The sequence below is a fragment of the Amycolatopsis sp. cmx-4-83 genome, from assembly GCF_046548815.1.
Taxonomy (GTDB): Bacteria; Actinomycetota; Actinomycetes; order Mycobacteriales; family Pseudonocardiaceae; genus Amycolatopsis; species Amycolatopsis pretoriensis_A.
Window position 1 is genome coordinate 190,041 of the sequence record NZ_JAEBEF010000001.1, and the last position, 16,110, is coordinate 206,150.

Annotated in this window: 14 protein-coding genes; 12 read left to right on the plus strand and 2 right to left on the minus strand. The window is 71.4% G+C overall.

From position 1 onward, the window contains the following. The first annotated feature begins 234 nt into the window (after positions 1-234). The 4 genes from lanKC (at position 235) to ACLJQM_RS01015 (ending at position 6,777) form a co-directional block, all read left to right on the plus strand. Positions 235-2,790, plus strand: coding sequence for a class III lanthionine synthetase LanKC (gene lanKC, locus ACLJQM_RS01000; RefSeq protein WP_410629707.1), 2,556 nt, complete (start codon positions 235-237; stop codon positions 2,788-2,790). Between the two features lie 39 nt (positions 2,791-2,829). Continuing rightward, positions 2,830-2,973, plus strand: a complete 144-nt coding sequence (locus ACLJQM_RS01005; RefSeq protein ID WP_360767672.1) for a SapB/AmfS family lanthipeptide — start codon at positions 2,830-2,832, stop codon at positions 2,971-2,973. Between the two features lie 148 nt (positions 2,974-3,121). Beyond that, positions 3,122-4,789 carry an ABC transporter ATP-binding protein gene (locus tag ACLJQM_RS01010; protein ID WP_410629709.1) on the plus strand — a complete coding sequence of 556 codons (1,668 nt, stop codon included), beginning with the start codon at positions 3,122-3,124 and terminating at the stop codon, positions 4,787-4,789. After that, a complete protein-coding gene (locus ACLJQM_RS01015; protein WP_410629711.1) occupies positions 4,786-6,777 on the plus strand; it encodes an ABC transporter ATP-binding protein in 1,992 nt (663 codons plus the stop codon). The genes ACLJQM_RS01010 and ACLJQM_RS01015 overlap by 4 nt, the downstream gene beginning before the upstream one ends. A gap of 245 nt (positions 6,778-7,022) precedes the next feature. On the opposite strand, the gene ACLJQM_RS01020 is transcribed toward ACLJQM_RS01015, so the two are convergent. Continuing rightward, a complete protein-coding gene (locus ACLJQM_RS01020; protein WP_410629713.1) occupies positions 7,023-7,436 on the minus strand; it encodes an acyl-CoA thioesterase in 414 nt (137 codons plus the stop codon). Further along, complete coding sequence (locus ACLJQM_RS01025; RefSeq protein ID WP_410629715.1) at positions 7,430-8,710, minus strand: hydroxyacid-oxoacid transhydrogenase; 1,281 nt, start codon at positions 8,708-8,710, stop codon at positions 7,430-7,432. Before ACLJQM_RS01025 ends, ACLJQM_RS01020 begins: the two co-directional genes overlap by 7 nt. 135 nt (positions 8,711-8,845) lie before the next feature. Between ACLJQM_RS01025 and ACLJQM_RS01030 the strand changes: the two genes are divergently transcribed. From ACLJQM_RS01030 to ACLJQM_RS01065, 8 genes are all read left to right on the plus strand, one after another. Next, the gene (locus ACLJQM_RS01030) at positions 8,846-10,504 is read left to right on the plus strand and encodes a thiamine pyrophosphate-binding protein (protein WP_281506342.1); all 1,659 of its coding nucleotides are present in this window, start codon (positions 8,846-8,848) and stop codon (positions 10,502-10,504) included. A gap of 214 nt (positions 10,505-10,718) precedes the next feature. Further along, the gene (locus ACLJQM_RS01035) at positions 10,719-10,892 is read left to right on the plus strand and encodes a hypothetical protein (protein WP_285987810.1); all 174 of its coding nucleotides are present in this window, start codon (positions 10,719-10,721) and stop codon (positions 10,890-10,892) included. A 208-nt stretch (positions 10,893-11,100) separates the two neighbouring features. After that, positions 11,101-11,304, plus strand: coding sequence for a cold-shock protein (locus tag ACLJQM_RS01040; RefSeq protein ID WP_013222289.1), 204 nt, complete (start codon positions 11,101-11,103; stop codon positions 11,302-11,304). Positions 11,305-11,368: 64 nt separating this feature from the next. Further along, positions 11,369-11,593 carry a heavy-metal-associated domain-containing protein gene (locus ACLJQM_RS01045; protein ID WP_410629718.1) on the plus strand — a complete coding sequence of 75 codons (225 nt, stop codon included), beginning with the start codon at positions 11,369-11,371 and terminating at the stop codon, positions 11,591-11,593. 174 nt (positions 11,594-11,767) lie between these two features. After that, the gene (locus ACLJQM_RS01050; protein ID WP_410629720.1) at positions 11,768-12,826 is read left to right on the plus strand and encodes an ATP-NAD kinase family protein; all 1,059 of its coding nucleotides are present in this window, start codon (positions 11,768-11,770) and stop codon (positions 12,824-12,826) included. After that, on the plus strand, positions 12,823-13,728 hold the full coding sequence (locus ACLJQM_RS01055; protein WP_410629722.1) for a thiamine pyrophosphate-dependent dehydrogenase E1 component subunit alpha: 906 nt from the start codon (positions 12,823-12,825) through the stop codon (positions 13,726-13,728). Before ACLJQM_RS01050 ends, ACLJQM_RS01055 begins: the two co-directional genes overlap by 4 nt. A gap of 10 nt (positions 13,729-13,738) precedes the next feature. Next, a complete protein-coding gene (locus tag ACLJQM_RS01060; protein WP_410629724.1) occupies positions 13,739-14,725 on the plus strand; it encodes an alpha-ketoacid dehydrogenase subunit beta in 987 nt (328 codons plus the stop codon). Positions 14,726-14,831: 106 nt separating this feature from the next. Continuing rightward, on the plus strand, positions 14,832-16,094 hold the full coding sequence (locus ACLJQM_RS01065; protein WP_410629726.1) for a GAF domain-containing protein: 1,263 nt from the start codon (positions 14,832-14,834) through the stop codon (positions 16,092-16,094). The last annotated feature ends 16 nt before the right edge of the window (positions 16,095-16,110 follow it).

A 16,110-nucleotide genomic window follows, 5' to 3' on the forward strand; every position in this document is an offset into this window, starting at 1 on the left:
GACCTGGGTGAATGTCGTAAAAAGCTTCGTGTTACACCACTACGGAGTGGTGGGTTGCCTCGTAAAAATCACCCTCAGTTCCGATACCGGCTGGTAGGCGACCTTTTTGCCTACCTCGGATAGCCCAGTTGAACCCCCGTGTTGGCGGATTGGCCCAGGGCTGTTCGGCATGGGGGAATATTCCTCGTCCCGGGGCCGCGGCGCCCCGGGGGATCGCACGGAGGGGTATCCCGGATGGACCTGCGTTACGAAGCTTATTGCTTCGCCGACCCGTTGTTCTACGACGAACAACCGGAAATCGGCGCGCCGGTCGACGATTTCGCTTCGGCGCTGCCGGCGCCGGCCGGCTGGGTGAGCGCCGAGCGCGGCGTCTGGCGCGCGCTGCACCCCCGGGGGCAGGTTCTTCCCGCTCAGGGCTGGAAAATCCACGTCTCCGCGGGTCTGGACAACGCTCGCCGGGTCCTCGAGCAGGTGCACGAGTACTGCCTCGAGCACCGCGTCTCGTACAAGCACCTCCGCTCGATGCTGACCCTGCTCGCCCGAAATTCGAAATACGCGCCGCGGGACGGCAGCGCCAAGCTGGTGACGATTTACCCGGCGGACGACAGGCAGCTCGAACGGGTTCTCGAAGACCTCTCGGCCCGGCTCGAGGGCGAGCACGGTGCCTATGTCCTGAGCGACCTGCGATACGGCGACGGGCCGCTCTACGTGCGTTACGGCGGATTCGCCGAACAGTGGGTCGAACACGACGGCAACCGCGTCCTGGCGATCCGCAAGCCGGACGGCCGCCTCGTTCCCGACAAGCGGGAGCCGACGTTCTCCGTCCCCGATTGGGTGAAAATTCCGGCGTGTTTGCGGAGCAGTGTCGCCGCGCGCAAGGCCGGCGACCCGGCTCAATTCCACTACCGGGTGTCGAGGTCCCTGCACTTCTCGAACGGCGGCGGCGTCTACCTCGCCGAGCCCAAGGCGGGCGGCGAGCAGGTCGTCCTCAAGGAAGCCCGCCCGCACGCCGGCCTCGACAAGGCGGGGACCGACGCCGTCGAACGCCTCCGCCGCGAGCACGACGTCCTCGACCGGCTGGCCGGCGTGCCCGGGGTGCCGCGGGCCGTCGAGCGGTTCACCGTCTGGGAGCACCACTACCTGGCCATGGAGTACATGCCGGGCACCTCGCTGGGCAACTGGCTCGCTCGCAACTACCCGCTGACCAGGCGAGACATCACCGACGCCGACCTCGCCGACTACGCCCGGCGCGCGCTCGACATCGTTGACGGCGTCGAGAGGGCGATCGAGGCCATCCACGCCCGCGGCGTCGTCTTCGGCGACCTGCACCCGCTGAACATCCTGGTCGACGACGACGGCCGGATCTCCCTGATCGACTTCGAACTGGCCTTCGACGTCGAGTCCGGCGACCGCCCGGCACTGGGCGCACCCGGCTTCCGCGCCCCGGCCGACCGCACCGGCTTCGAGATCGACGAGCACGCGATCGCCGCGTTGCGGCTGTGGCTGTTCCTGCCGCTCTCCCAGCTGACGGAACTCGCCCCGCCGAAGCTGCCCGGGATCGCGGAGTTCGTCGAACGCCGGTTCGGCCTCGCCGAGGGGTACGCCGACGCCGCGGTCGCGGTGCTGGCCCCGCGCACCGCCCCCGCGGCGCCGTCGCCGGTCCACACCGAGCTCGACCAGCGGAAACCGGACTGGCCGCTGGTCCGCAAGCAGATCGCCGAGGCGATCCTGGCCAGCGCGACCCCGGCCCGCAAGGACCGGCTCTTCCCCGGCGACATCGAGCAGTTCCGCGTCGGCGGCGCCTGCTTCGGCGTCGGCGCCGCGGGCGTCCTGCACGCCCTCGACGTCATCGGCGCCGGCCGGTTCCCGGAGCACGAGCGCTGGCTGATCGATGCGGTCCGCCGCGACCCGCCGACCCGGCCCGGCTTCTACGACGGCAGCTACGGCATCGCGTACGTGCTGGAGAACTTCGGCCACCGCGAGGAGGCCACGAGGCTGCTGGCGTCGTCCGCGCGGCTGGTCGAGCAGACGACCGACCACGCCCTCGAAAGCGGCCTCGCCGGCATCGGGCTCGCGATGCTGCACTTCGCGGCGGTCCGCCAGGACAACGAGTTCGGCCGCCAGGCGCTGACCACGGCCGTCCGGCTGGCCGAGGCGCTGGAGACGGCGGCGGCGCCGGGGAACTTCGCCCGCGCGGGCCTGCTGTCCGGCTGGTCCGGGCCCGCGCTGCTGTTCATCCGCCTCTTCGAGCGCACCGGCGAGCCGGCCTGGCTGTCCTTCGCCGACCAGGCGCTGACGCGCGACCTCGAGGAGTGCGTCGAGACCGACGACGGCTCACTGCAGGTCCGCGACGGCGCGGCCCGCACACTGCCGTACGCGGGCATCGGCAGCGCCGGCATCCTCCTGGTCGCCGAGCAGCTGGCCCGGCACCGCCCGGACGCCGAAGCCTGCGAGAGCCTCCCCGCCCTGCGCGAATCGTGCCGCGGCGAGTTCGTCATCCACCCGGGCCTGCTCTACGGCCGGTGCGGGCTGGCGGTCGCGCTGGGCATGGACCCGGACCCGTCGCCGTCGATCCGCGCGGCGATCGACCTGCACCTGGCGCGCCTGGCCTGGTACGCGGTCCCGTTCAAGGGCGGCCTCGCGTTCCCCGGCAACCAGCTGCTGCGCCTGTCGATGGACGTCAAGACCGGCGGCGCGGGAATCCTCCTCGCGCTCGCCGCCCTCCTGGACGGCAAGGAGGTGCTGCCCCTCCTGGGCGGCACGCCGTCCCCCCAGACCTCCGGTCGCTGACCGGCGGACCCCGAAGGAAACCCGAAGGAAGGAACATCGATGGAACTCGTTCTGGAGCTGCAGGCCATGGAGACCCCCGAGGTGCTCGACGGCGGCCACGGCGGTCACGGCGGCGGCACGTCGAACCTGAGCCTGCTCGCGGCGTGCGCCCACAGCACGCTCAGCCTGCTGACCTGCTACTGATCTCGGCTGATCTCCTGCTGATCGGGCGGTTCGCCGGCGAGTAGTGCCGAGGTGAACGGTGCGGGAGCGGCACAGGCCAAGTGCGCCGCTCCCGCACGTTCATTGTGGCTCCGGTTCCGCCACGGCGGTACCTGTCCGAAGGAGTGAGATGCGCGGCCCCGCCGATCGGCTGCTGCTCAAGGTGGCCGGCCTCGACCGCCTCCGCCTGGCGGCCGTCGTGGTCACCGCGCTGGTCGCGACCGCGGCGGGCCTGCTTTTGCCCGGCGCACTCGCGGCGGCGGTGGACGCCGTGCTCGCCGGCCGCCCTTCCGGCCCCGAGGTCTTCTGGCTGTTGGTGGTCGGCGGAGCGGAGATCGCCGCCGACGTCGTAGGCGGAATCCTGACGACCCGCCTGACCGCGACGGCCTCCGCCTGGCTGCGCCGCACCCTCTCCGACAAGCTGTTCGCACTGGGCGCCCGAACCCGCTTCGCGGAGGGCGACGCGATCAGCCGCCTCACGGGAGATTGCACGGGAGCGGGCGGCATCGTCACGATCGTCGTCCAGTGCGGCTCGATGCTGGTCATCTCGTCGGGCGCCGTCGTTCTGCTCGCCCTGCTGGACTGGCGGCTGGCGCTGGTCTTCCTCGGCAGCATCCCGTTCGCGCTGGTGCTCGCCCGCAGCCACCTCCGCCGCACGGCCGACGACGTCTTGACGTACCAGCAGGTTTCCGGCGAGCTCGCGGCCCGGATGGTCGACGCGGTCGCCGGCCTCAGAACGATCGCCGCGTCCGGCACGGCCGATCGTGAGGCCTCGCGAGTCCTGCGCCCGCTGCCGAAGCTGACGCTCGCCGGCCAGGGCCTGTGGCGCACCCAGGCCCGGATGGTCTGGCGCGCCGGCCTGCTGACCCCGGCGGTCGAGCTTTCGGTGCTGGCCGCCGCCGGCTTCGGGGTGCTGGAAGGCCGGTTGAGCGTCGGCGACGTCGTGGCCACGCTCGGCTACGTCGCCCTAGCCCTCGGCCTGGTCACCCAGATCCCCCTGCTCACGATGCTGTCCCGGGCGCGCGGCTGCGCCGAACGGCTCGTCGAGGTCCTCGAGGAGCCCGAACCCGCACCCGGCAAGCTCCCCCTCCTCCCCGGCGACGGCACGGTGCAGCTCCGCCACGTCGGGGTCACGGGCGCCCTGGCGGAGATCGACCTGCACATCGACGGCGGCACGTACCTCGCGGTCGTCGGCCGCTCGGGCTCGGGCAAGTCGGTGCTGGCCGAGGTGCTCGGCGGCCTGATCACGCCGGACGAGGGCCAAGTCGTCCTCGACGGCCGCCCGCTCGAGCGCATCCGCCCGGAGGAGCTGCGCGCCGTCATCGGCTACGCCTTCGAACGCCCCACCCTGCTCGGCACGACGGTCGCGGACGCGGTCGGCTACGGCTCGTGGGCCGGCGAGTCCGCGATCCGCAGCGCCTGCCGGACAGCGCAGGTCGAAGAGGTGGTCGTCCGGCTCCCCGAGGGCTACCGGACACCCCTGACCGAGACACCCCTGTCCGGCGGCGAGGCCCAGCGGCTCGGGCTCGCGCGGGCGATCGTCCACCACCCGCGCGTCCTGATCTTCGACGACGCCACCGCCAGCCTCGACACGGTCACGGAGGCAGCGGTCGAGCGCGCCTTGGCCGACGCGCTGCCGGGACGCACGCGCGTCGTCGTGACCCATCGAGCCGGCACAGCTGCCCGCGCCGACCTGGTGGTCTGGCTGGAGGAGGGCCGCATCCGCGCGGTCGCCCCGCACGCCGCCCTGTGGCGAGAGCCGGGTTATCGCGGCGTCTTCACGGAGGACGACGAGTGAGCCTGCGCCGGTTGTACTGGTCCGCCCTCGCCGCGCAATGGCGCGGCGGTGTGGTGCTGCTGGTGTGTTCGCTGCTGGAAGGCATCCCGGCGTTCTTTTCGGGCCGGCTGGTCGAGCTGTCCGTGGACCGCGGTTTCGCAGCCGGGTCCCCAGCGGCCGGCCTCGGCTGGCTGGCGTTGTTCGGCGTGGCCGCCGTGCTCGGCGCGTTCGGCGCCCGGATGGTCTGGCACCAGCTCGGCACGGTCATCGAACCCCTCCGCGACGCTCTCGTGACGGCGGTCGTCCGCGGCGTTCTGCACGACGATTCCCCACCGCGCAACCGACCTGACTCCAGCGGCGTCGCGCGGATCACCCAACACGTCGAGGTCGTCCGCGACGCAACTGCCGGCCTGCTCGTCCAGGCCCGCGGCATGCTGGTGACGACGGCGTCCGCCCTCGCCGGCCTCGCGACCGTCGCCGGGGCGCTCGTGCTGCCGGTCGCGGTCCCGGCGGTGTGCGCGCTGGTCGTCTTCGCCTGCCTCCTGCCATCGCTGGCTCGCCGCCAGCGCGCGTTGGCACTGGCCGACGAGCACACGGCAGCAACGGCCGGCGCCTCGCTGTCCGGCATGCGCGACATCGTGGCTTGCGGCGCGCAGCCGATCGCCGCGCTGGCGATGTACGACGCGGTCGACGCCCAAGCCCGAGCCGCAATCCGCGTGGCGCGCTCGAGCGCCCTCCGAGCTCTGGTGATCTCGCTCGGCGGCTTTGTTCCGCTGCTCCTCGCGCTCGCCCTGGCCCCGGGCCTGGTCGTCAGCGGCGAGCTGACCGCGGGCGCGGCTTTGGGCGCGCTCGTCTACCTGGCCACGACGATGCAACCGGCCCTGCGCGGCCTGGCAGCCACGGCCGGCACCGTAGTCCTGCGCCTGCTCGTGGCCCTTCGCCGGTTGGCGGAGACTGCCGAATTGCCCGACGTCGTCGACGGCACGGCGACCCCGCGCGGAACCGACGTCCAGGTGCGCGTCCTGACGTTCAGCTGGGGTGCGTCGGCCGAACCCGTGGTCCGTGACCTGGACCTGGGGCTGCGGCCGGGGGAGCACCTCGCCGTCGTCGGGCCGAGCGGCATCGGCAAGTCGACATTGGCCGGCTTGCTCACCGGGATGCTCGCGCCGCAGGAAGGCCGGGTGCTGCTGGGCGGCGTGCCGATCCGGGACGTGCTCGCGGCTGTGCGGCACGAACTCGTGGCGCTGATCCCGCAGGAGGCGTACGTCTTCGCGGGAACGGTGCGGGACAACGTGAGCCTGTTCGCCCCGTCGGCTTCGGACGACGAGCTGTCGTCCGCCGCGGACGCGGTGGGCGCGGGCGCGCTACTGCGGCGCTTGGGCGGCCTCGACGCCGAGATCGGTCACGGCGGCGAAGGCGTCTCCGCGGGCGAAGCGCAGCTGCTCGCGTTGGCCAGGGTGTACGCCAGTGCGGCGCAGTTGGTGATCCTCGATGAAGCGACCTCCCATCTCGACCCGGTGGCGGAAGCGCGCGCGGAGCGGGCCTTCGCCGCGCGGGGTGGTGTTCTGGTGGTGATCGCGCACCGGCTTTCTTCGGCTCTGCGCGCGGATCGTGTGCTCGTCGTGGACGGGCGCGAAACCGCGGTGGGCAGCCACGCCGAGCTGGTGGCCAGGTCGGCCAGGTATGCGGAGCTCATGCAGGCCTGGACGACACCGGTGCCCGACCATGCGGCCACCGGTGCCCGCCCGCCTGCTGGTGCAGGTGGTGAACCGGTGGATGCCTCGACCGGTTCGCCTGGGGGCGGTGGTGTGACCGTTGGCGGGGCGCCTACCGGCAACGGTCACACCACACTGAGTCCCATCGTGGACGGTGGATCCGCTCCCGCCGGCGGGGCGCCTGCCGGCGGCGGTTCCGCGGCCACCGTGGGCCGTCAGCCGGACACGATTCCCGGTGCCACCGGATCGACGCCTAGGTCGCCATCCGTGTCGCGAGCCGCACGTGTCAACTGAGGGCTTGTCCACTGTGGACTGATCTCATGTGCTTTCTCAGATTATCGCCGTCGGGAGGCTGGGCAAGCCCCTGTGGGAAATCTGTGGACAACTCGCCGATGCTCGAGCTGCCTGTGGACAACTCGGGCTGATTCGCCGGTTCTGTCGGTGCCGTCGGGCATGATCGGAAATGCCAAGAGAACACAGCCCGGAGCGGCACCGACAGAGAACCGGCAGAGAGAGGAGTGGCCAGCGTGCGGTGCGTGTCAGCCGGGTTGCAGTGCTTCCAGCGCCTCACGCAGCTTGCCCGCGAGCGGTGTCGGCCGGCGCGACTCGCGGTCCACGAAGACGTGCACGAAATGGCCTTCCGCGACCAGGGTCTCGTCGGCGGCGTACATGCCGATCTCGTAGCGGACGCTGGACTTCCCGAGGTGCGCCACCCGCAAACCCACCCGTAGCGAACCAGGAAAGGAAACCGATGAGTGATAGCCGCAGTGCGACTCGACGCACAGGCCGATCACCTCCCCGGTCTCGATGTCGAGGCCGCCCTGCTCGATCAGCCAGGTGTTGATCACGGTGTCCATCAGGGAGTAGTGGACGACGTTGTTGACGTGTCCGTAGACGTCGTTGTCCTTCCAGCGCAGCGGAACCGTCTGCCAGTGGGGGTACCCGTTCACCACAGGGACACCGACTCTCGCAGGATGTTCGACAGGTCTTCCGCGGAGGCCTCGCGGGGTGCGGTGGCCAGCAGCCGTTGCTGCTTCAGCGTTCCCTCTACCAGCGAGTCCACATCGGACTCCTCGTAGCCGACCGCGCCGATGCCGTCCGGGATGCCGATCTGGCGCATCAGGTCGATCAGCACCGCGGGCAGGTGGTCGGCGAAGTCGCCGGGCCACTCGAAGTCGGGTGCCAGCAGACGCGCGACGCGCAGGTGGCGGTCCGGGGCCGCGTCGAAGGTGAAGCGGAACGCCGCGGGCGCTGTCAGGGACACGGCCATGCCGTGGGGCACCATGGGTTCTTCGCCTGGATAGCCGTCCGGGTGGAAGTTCCTGACCTGGCCGGCGATCGGGTACGCGTTGGCGTGGGGGATGTGCACGCCGGCGTTGCCGAAGCCGAGTCCGGCGAATGTTGCGGCCAGGGCCATGGCTTCGCGGGCCTTGAGGTCGGAACCGTCGCGGACCGCAGCCGGGAGGGCCCAGGACAGCAGCCGGAGGGACTGCTCGGCGAACATGTCGGCCAGCGGGTTCGCCCCGCAGTACGGCACCCGCTGTTCCGGGCGCTTGCGCTCGAACTCGGTGTACGGCTTCGCGGTGTAGCTCTCCGCGGCGTGGCAGAGGATGTCCATGCCGCTGGCGGCGGTCACTCCCGCGGGCTGGCTGACCGTCAGGCGCGGGTCGACGACGGCGAGGGTGGGGCGCAGCCGCAGGTGGCTGATCCCGCTCTTGACGCGCAGGGACAGCACGTCGAGGACGCAGACCGTGGTGCTCTCGGAGCCTGTGCCGGTCGTGGTCGGTACCGCGACCAGGGGCTTCAGCGGGCGTTCCGGTGCGCGGCCGCCGCCGACGGGGGCGTTGACGTAGTCCATCAGGTCGCCGTCGTTGCTGGTGAGCAGGTTCGCCGCTTTGGCGGTGTCGATCGCGGATCCGCCACCTACGGCGACGAAGGCGTCGTACGGGCCGGTTCCGCGGGCGAAGTCAACCGCCTTCTGCATGCTGACATCGGTGGGCTCGACGTGTACGCCGTCGAAGATCTCGGTCTCGATGCCGTAGCCGGCGATGCCGTCGGCGATGCGGCGGGGCCAGCCGGTCGCGGCGACTTGCGGGTCGGTCAGGACGAGCACGCGGTGGGCGCCGTACTGCGTCAGGTCGTAGCCGATCTCGTCGCTGGCGCCGGTTCCGTACTTCAACGCCGGTGCGCCATAGGTAAAAACGGTTTCATGTTCGGTTGCGGCCAAGACTGCGGTCCTCGCTCCCTTGATCGGCTGACAGTCGGTCAAAGCGGACATTCGGCCTATCCTTGCCGGGTTTCGGCGAAGATCACTTGACTGCACTGAACGGTGCCCGCCTAAGCTCTCCTCATTAGATACCAACTGGGAGCGACCGTCGCCCAGACGGCCGTGCGGATCCTGACCGAGGCGCGTGTCCGCCGCGTTTACGCGGTGGTCGGTGAGTCCTTTCTGGAACTGCTCGACGCGCTGCAACGCGAGCGGGAGATCACGCTGGTCTCGGCCCGCCACGACGCGGGTGCGGCGTTCATGGCGGAGGCCGAAGGCAAGCTCACCGAGCGTCCCGCCGTGCTGCTCGCCAGCCGGGGGCCGAGTGCGGCGAGCCTGGCGATCGGCGTCCAAACGGCGTACCAGGACGAGACCCCGATGGTCGTGCTGCTGGAGACGCCGTCGACCGAACCGGTGCCGTCGTCGTCCGGGGAACTCCCGACTTCCGACCTGACGGCGATGTTCGAATCGATCGCCAAGTCGACGTTGCGGGTGACCGACCCGGACAGCCTGCCCAGCCTGCTCGCGCACGCGCTGACGACGTCGCAGGAGGGACGGCCGGGGCCGGTCGTGCTCGGTGTGCCCTGTGACGTCTGGGGGATGCCCTACGACGCGGCGAAGCCGATGGCGCGGGTGCGGCCGCCGGCGTCCGGGACGCTGGGCCGTTCGGCGGATGCCGTCGCGCAACTGGTGGACGAGGCCAAGTACCCCGTCGTCATCGTCGGCGGGCGGGCGCGGTCGGCGCGGGACGAGCTGATCGCCGTGGCCGACGAGCTCGCGCTGCCCGTCTACAACGCCTTCCGGCGGCAGGACGCCTTCCCCGAAAACCACGCCCGCTACGCCGGGCACCTCGGGCTCGGCATCCCGGCCCGGCAGCTGGACGCGCTCGAGCGGGCCGACCTCGTGGTCGCGCTCGGCACCCAGCTCGACGAGGTGACCACGCAGGCGTACCGCTACCCGACGCCGCAGCAGACGCTGGTCATGGTCGGGACCGGCATCGATGTCAGCCCGAAGCGGCGGGGGCTCACGTTCCGCGTCGACTCGGAGGTCGAGCCGTTCCTGCGGGAGCTGCGGGCGGTGGCGTCGCCGCGGACGCGGCGGGCTTCGGCGGCGAACGCGGCCGTGCACACGTTCATGACCCCGCCCGACACCAGCGGGAACACACGGGTGCACCCGGTGGACGTCGTCCGGGCGTTGCGGAAGCTGGCGCCCGAGGACACCATCGTGACCAGCGATGCCGGCAACTTCGCGCAGTTCATGCACCGCTACTGGTGCTTCACCGCGCCGCGCAGCCAGCTCGGGCCGAGCAACGCCGCGATGGGCTACGCCGTGCCGGCCGCCGTGGCGGCGAAGCTCACCGAGCCGCGGCGGACCGTCGTGGCCATGGTGGGGGACGCCGGGACGCTGATGACCGGGCAGGAGATCGAAACCGCCGTGCGGTACCGGGCGCCGGTGATGGTCGTCGTCTTCCAGAACGGCGTTCACGGCGCGCTCGCCATGCACCAGGCGCGGATGCACGGGCGGCTGTCCGGGGTGTCGATCCCGCTGACCGACTTCGCCTCTTGGGCGCGTGGACTGGGCGCGGCGGGGTACACCGTGGACGATCGGGAAGAGCTCGAACCGATCATCGCCAGTGCGCTGGTGCGGCAGCGGCCGTGCGTCATCGACGTGCGGACGGACCCCGATGTGGTGACTCCGGACGTGCGGCTTTCGTCGTTGCTGGGGCAGGCTCGTCCGCAACCTCCCGCCCAGTAACGGTTTCACTCGGTTTCATTACGGGAAACGCCGGGAAAGTTGTGTGGTAGCACGACGAAGGCTCAGGTAGCCTGACGGTGTTCCGGTGGTGGTTCGCCGCTGAACCTTCCCGGCCGGGTCCCGGCGGGAGACAACCGGTTTCTGTCGGTGCCGCACGGCACCATCACGGTCATGACCCGCGCCGAAGCGGGCAGGGAACGAGGGGAGTTTCGACGTGACCGATCACCAGCACGCATCCGAAGCAGCGCGGAAGTCCTCCGGCGTCGTACCGGTGCTGTTCAGCGCCTCCGCCGAGGCCCACGACGACGCCGTGGTCGCGGGTGAGCACGACACGGCCTGGCGTTCGCCGTTCACCACGGAGGGGCTGCGCCCGGCGAGTGGCGAATAGCTCACCTCTCCCGGGTGAAGACAGCTTGTCCGCCCACGTCGAGGTGTGCTTTACTGCTGAAGGTCTCGATTTTTGTGTTCGTGTTGAGTCACGCTCGCAGAACTCAGCGGGCGTAGTGTCTCCTCGCCGAGGAAGCAAACCGTCCGGGTGATGACCCGGGGCGCCGAAGTGGCTTCCTGTTTTTTGGTGTTACACATGGAGATTTTTGATGACTCAGGGCACTGTGAAGTGGTTCAACTCCGAGAAGGGGTTCGGCTTCATCACCCCCGACAACGGTGGCGGCGACGTCTTCGTTCACTACAGCGAGATCCAGGGTAACGGCTTCAAGAGCCTGGAAGAGAACGCTCGCGTCGAGTTCGAGATCGGCCAGGGCCAGAAGGGCCCGCAGGCCACGTCGGTCACCGTGATCTGACTTTGATCTTGGGGAAGGGCCGTCACCCGTTCGGGGTGGCGGCCCTTTTCGTAAGCTGCGCACCATGATCGAGCACGGCTACACCGTCTCCGGCATGAGCTGCGGCCACTGCGCGCAGTCGGTCACCGAAGAACTCACCGGCCTGCCCGGAGTGACCGAAGTGGACGTAGACGTCTCCAGCGGCCGCGTCATCGTGCGCGCTGAAGCCGCGCTGGCCGAAGCCGACGTCCGGGGTGCGGTCGAAGAGGCCGGCTACACCTACCAGGGCGTCGTCAGCCTCGTCGGGTAGCGCCCCGCGCACGGTGGGATTTCTCCAGGGTGGACTGTCCACTGGAGATCATCGAGGCGCCCGGGTGTCGTTCGACGCCTCCAGGCCACCGCTCGGCACTGCAACGCCCTGCAACCCTTCCTTCCGCGCCATCCGCGGAGTCTGCTGTTCTCCGGTGAAGTGTCTGGAGGTCAGGTGGGCGAAACGGTGGCGGGGATCGTCGCGAATCCGGCTTCGGGGCGGGACATCCGCCGGCTGGTCGCGCAAGCTTCGGTGTTCCCCACCGCGGAGAAGGCGAACATGGTCCAGCGGCTGCTGGCGGCGTTCGCCGCGACCGGGCTCGACCGCGCCCTCGTCTCGACCGATCTCGGCGGGATCTCCGCCGCGGTCCTGCGGGCGCTCGGCCGGGGCGGGAACAGGGGCGGGACCCGGAACGGGGCCTGGCCCGAGGTCGACTTTTGCGAAGACGACCCGCTCACCGGCACCGCGGCCGACACGACCAACGCCGTGCGGCGGATGGTCGAAGCCGGGGCCGGGGTCATCGTCGTCCTCGGCGGGGACGGGACCGCCCGGGTAGCCGCCGCGGCCTGCGAAGACGTGCCGATCCTCGCGCTCTCGACCGGGACCAACAACGCGTTCCCGCAGATGCGGGAAGCGACCGTCGCCGGCCTGGCCGCCGGGCTGATCGCGACCGGGCAGATCGATCCCGACCTCGTCACGCACCGGGTCAGCGTGCTGGAGGTCGTCACGAAGGCACGGCGCGAGATCGCGCTCGTCGACGTCTGCGTGTCGCTGAGCAAGCACATCGGAGCGCGGGCGCTGTGGGACCCGTCGACGCTCACCGAGCTGTACTGCACCTTCGCCGAGCCGGACGGCATCGGCCTCTCGAGCGTTGCCGGGCAGCTCTGTCCGAGTCCGCGGTCCAGCCCGGACGGCGTCGCGCTCCAGCTCGGGCCGGTCGGGGAGACGCCATACGTCGTGCAGGCGCCGATCGCGCCCGGGCTCGTGCGGCCCGTCGGGGTGCGCGGGTGGGGCGTCTTGCGGCCCGGCGTGCGCGTGGAGCTGGCCGCGGCCGGCGGTGTCATCGCGCTCGACGGCGAGCGTGAACTCGAACTGAAGAACGGCGAGAGCGCGTTCGTCGAGCTCAAGCCGGACGGGCCGTGGTGCGTCGACGTCCGGGCGGCGATGGCGGAAGCGGCGCGGAAAGGGTTGTTGCGCGCGGAGACCGAGCCGGGGAAGGAGCGTCGAAGATGACGGACACCCTGCGGGAGGCCTACCGCGTGATGCGCACCATCCGGACCTTCGAGGAGCGGGTGCACGAGGAGTTCGCGACCGGCGAAATCCCCGGGTTCGTGCCCGGTTGCGCCGGTGACGAGGCCTCGGCCGCCGGGGTCTGCCTCCACCTCGACGACCGGGACGCGGTCACCGGCACCCACCGCGGGTACGGCCACTGCATCGCCAAGGGCGTCGACGTCCACGCCATGATGGCCGAGATCTACGGCCGCACGACCGGGTCCTGCCACGGCAAGGGCGGCTCGAGGCACATCGCCGACCTGGCCAAGGGCCTGCTCGGCGCGAACGGCGTCGTCGGCGGTGGCCCGCAGCTCATCTGCGGCACCGCGCTCGCGGCGAAACAGCAGAACACCGGCGGCGTCGGCGTCGCGTTCTTCGGCGACGGCGCCGGCAACCGGGGGACGACGCTGGAGGCGCTGAACCTCGCGTCCGCCTGGAACCTCCCCGCGATCTTCGTCGCGGAGCACGACGGTTACGCCGAAGCGACGTCGAGCGCCTGGTCCGTCGCGTCGGACAACATCGCCGACCGGGCCGCCGGGTTCGGCGTGCCGGGGGTGATCGTCGACGGGCTCGACTTCTTCGCCGTCCACGAAGCCGCGGGTGAGGCCGTCGAGCGCGCCCGTGAGGGCGGCGGCCCGACGCTGATCGAGGTCAGGTTCACCGGGCCGAACCCCGGCGCGGGCCTCGACTGCCTCGAGCGGTTCCGCGCCGCCGTCACCGACCGCGGTGAGCTGGGCGAACCGGTCCTCGACGCCATCGACGCCGCGGTCGCGAAGCTCATCGAGGACGCCGTCGCCGCGGCCAGGTCCGCACCGAAACCCACCCGGGAAGACCTCGAAACCGACGTCTACGTCTCGTACTGAAGGAGCCCTCGTGCGCACGATCAGCTACCGCGAGGCGATCGACGAGGCGCTCGCGCAGGAGATGGCCCGGGACGAGTCGGTGATCGTGCTGGGCCAAGGCGGCGCGGACGACGCCTGGGGCGGGGCCCGCGGCGGCACGGCCGACCTGGCCCGCAGGTTCCCCGGCCGGGTGCTCGACACGCCGAGCTCCGAGTCGGCGTTCGTGGGCGCGGCGATCGGCGCCGCGACGCGCGGGCAGCGGCCGGTCGCGGAACTCGTGTTCATCGACTTCACCGGCGTCTGCTTCGACCAGATCTCCAACCAGGCCGCCAAGTTCCGCTACATGTTCGGCGGCGCCGCCCGCACGCCGGTCGTCATCCGCACGGTGTACGGCGCCGGACTGCGGGCCGGCGCGCAGCATTCGCAGTGCCTGTACCCGATCTTCACGCACATCCCCGGGCTGAAGGTCGTCGTGCCGTCGAGCCCGTACGAGGCGAAGGGCCTGCTGGTCCAGTCGATCCGGGACGACGACCCGGTGGTCTTCTGCGAGCACAAGGCGCTCCACGACACCAGCGGCGACGTCCCGGAGGCGAGCTACACGATCCCGTTCGGCGAGGCGAACGTCGTCCGCGGCGGCGGCGACGTCACCATCGTCGCGATCGGCCGCATGGTCGCCATGGCCGAAGGGGCGGCGAAGGAGCTCGCAGCCTCCGGGATCGAAGCCGAGGTCATCGACCCGCGCACGACCAGCCCGCTCGACACCCGGACGATCCTGACGAGCGTCGAGAAGACCGGACGGCTGGTCGTCGTCGACGAGGCGTCGCCGCGGTGCAACCTCGCCACGGACATCTCCGCGCTCGTCGCGAAGGAGGCGTTCGGCTCGCTGCGGGCGCCGATCGAGATGGTGACGCCGCCGCACACGCCCGTGCCGTTCTCCGACGCGCTCGAGGACCTCTACATCCCGGACGCGCAGAAGGTCCTCAACGCGGCGAAGGCGGTCGTCGGGTACCGGCGCTGAGCCGGGCGCGCTGGGAGCTCCGTGCCCGAAAAGGCGAGATTGTCGCCACCTTCCGATCACCGGATCGAAAAGGCAGACTGAGGAGGCAGAGCGCAAGGAGTGGCGGTTGGGTCAGCGAGACCTCGAGGCAGCGTTGCCGGCCGGGGCGGACCCCCGGCGGCACGCGCGTGTCCTCTCGCAGGTGCACGAGGCGGCCCTGGCCGGAAAAGCCCTGCCCAGCCGCCCGCGCGCGGTCATCGGCGCGTCCTGGCAGCGGATGCGCCGGCTCGGCGTCGACCCGGACGGCCGCGCCCCCGCGCCCGTCCTGACCGCCGGACAGCTCGAAACCCGGCGCCGCGCGAGCGGGCTGGCCGAAGCGCTGCCGACCCTGCGCGGCGGCCTGCTCACCCTCGCCGAACAGGCCGCGCACATCATGGTGATCGTCGACGCGGTCGGCACGGTGCTCTGGCGCGACGGCAGCGCCGCGGTCCGCCGCCACGCCGACGCGCTCGGGTTCGTCGAAGGCGTCGACTGGCAGGAAGAGTCCGTCGGCACCAACGCGATCGGCACCGCGCTGGTCGCGCGCCGCCCGGTGCAGGTCTACTCCGCCGAGCACTACGTCCGCGCCCAGCACTCCTGGACGTGCGCCGCCGCGCCGCTGCACGACCCGCGCGACGGCAAGCTGCTCGGCATCGTCGACCTCTCCGGCCCGGCCTCGACCGTCCACGCCACGACGTTGGCGCTGGTGGACGCCGTGACGCGGCTCGCGCAGGCGCAGCTGCGCACCACCCACCTCACCGAGCTGGAACGGCTTCGCGGCTTCGCCGTCCCGGTGCTCGGCAAGGTCGGCGGGCCGGCCGTGGTGGCCGACGAGCACGGCTGGGTCGCCGCGGCCGCCGGCCTCGCGCCGGTCGACCGGATCGCGTTGCCCGCCGGCCTCAAGCCCGGCCGCGTCTGGCTGCCCGCGTACGGCAACTGCGTCGTCGAGCCGGTGCCCGGCGGCTGGCTGATCCGCCCGGCCGACGACGAGGCCGCACCGCCCACGCGGGTCGTGCTCGACGTCCGGTCGCCGCGCGAGCCCGAGCTGACCGTGGCCGGCGCGGCCGGCACCTGGACGCACCGGCTCAGCCCGCGCCACGCCGAGATGCTGTACGTGCTGGCCAGCCACCGCGACGGCCGGTCGGCCTCCGAGCTGTCGGCCGACCTCTTCGGCGACGCCGGCCGCACGGTCACCGTCCGCGCCGAGATGTCCCGGCTGCGACGCCACTTCGGCGGCATCCTCGGCGCGAAGCCCTACCGCTTCGCCGACGACGTCGAGGTGCTGGTCCAGCGCCCGCCCAGCCCCGAAGCCGTGCTCCCGCACTCCCTGGCCCCGGCGATCCGCGGCTGACCCGGGAAAGATGGGG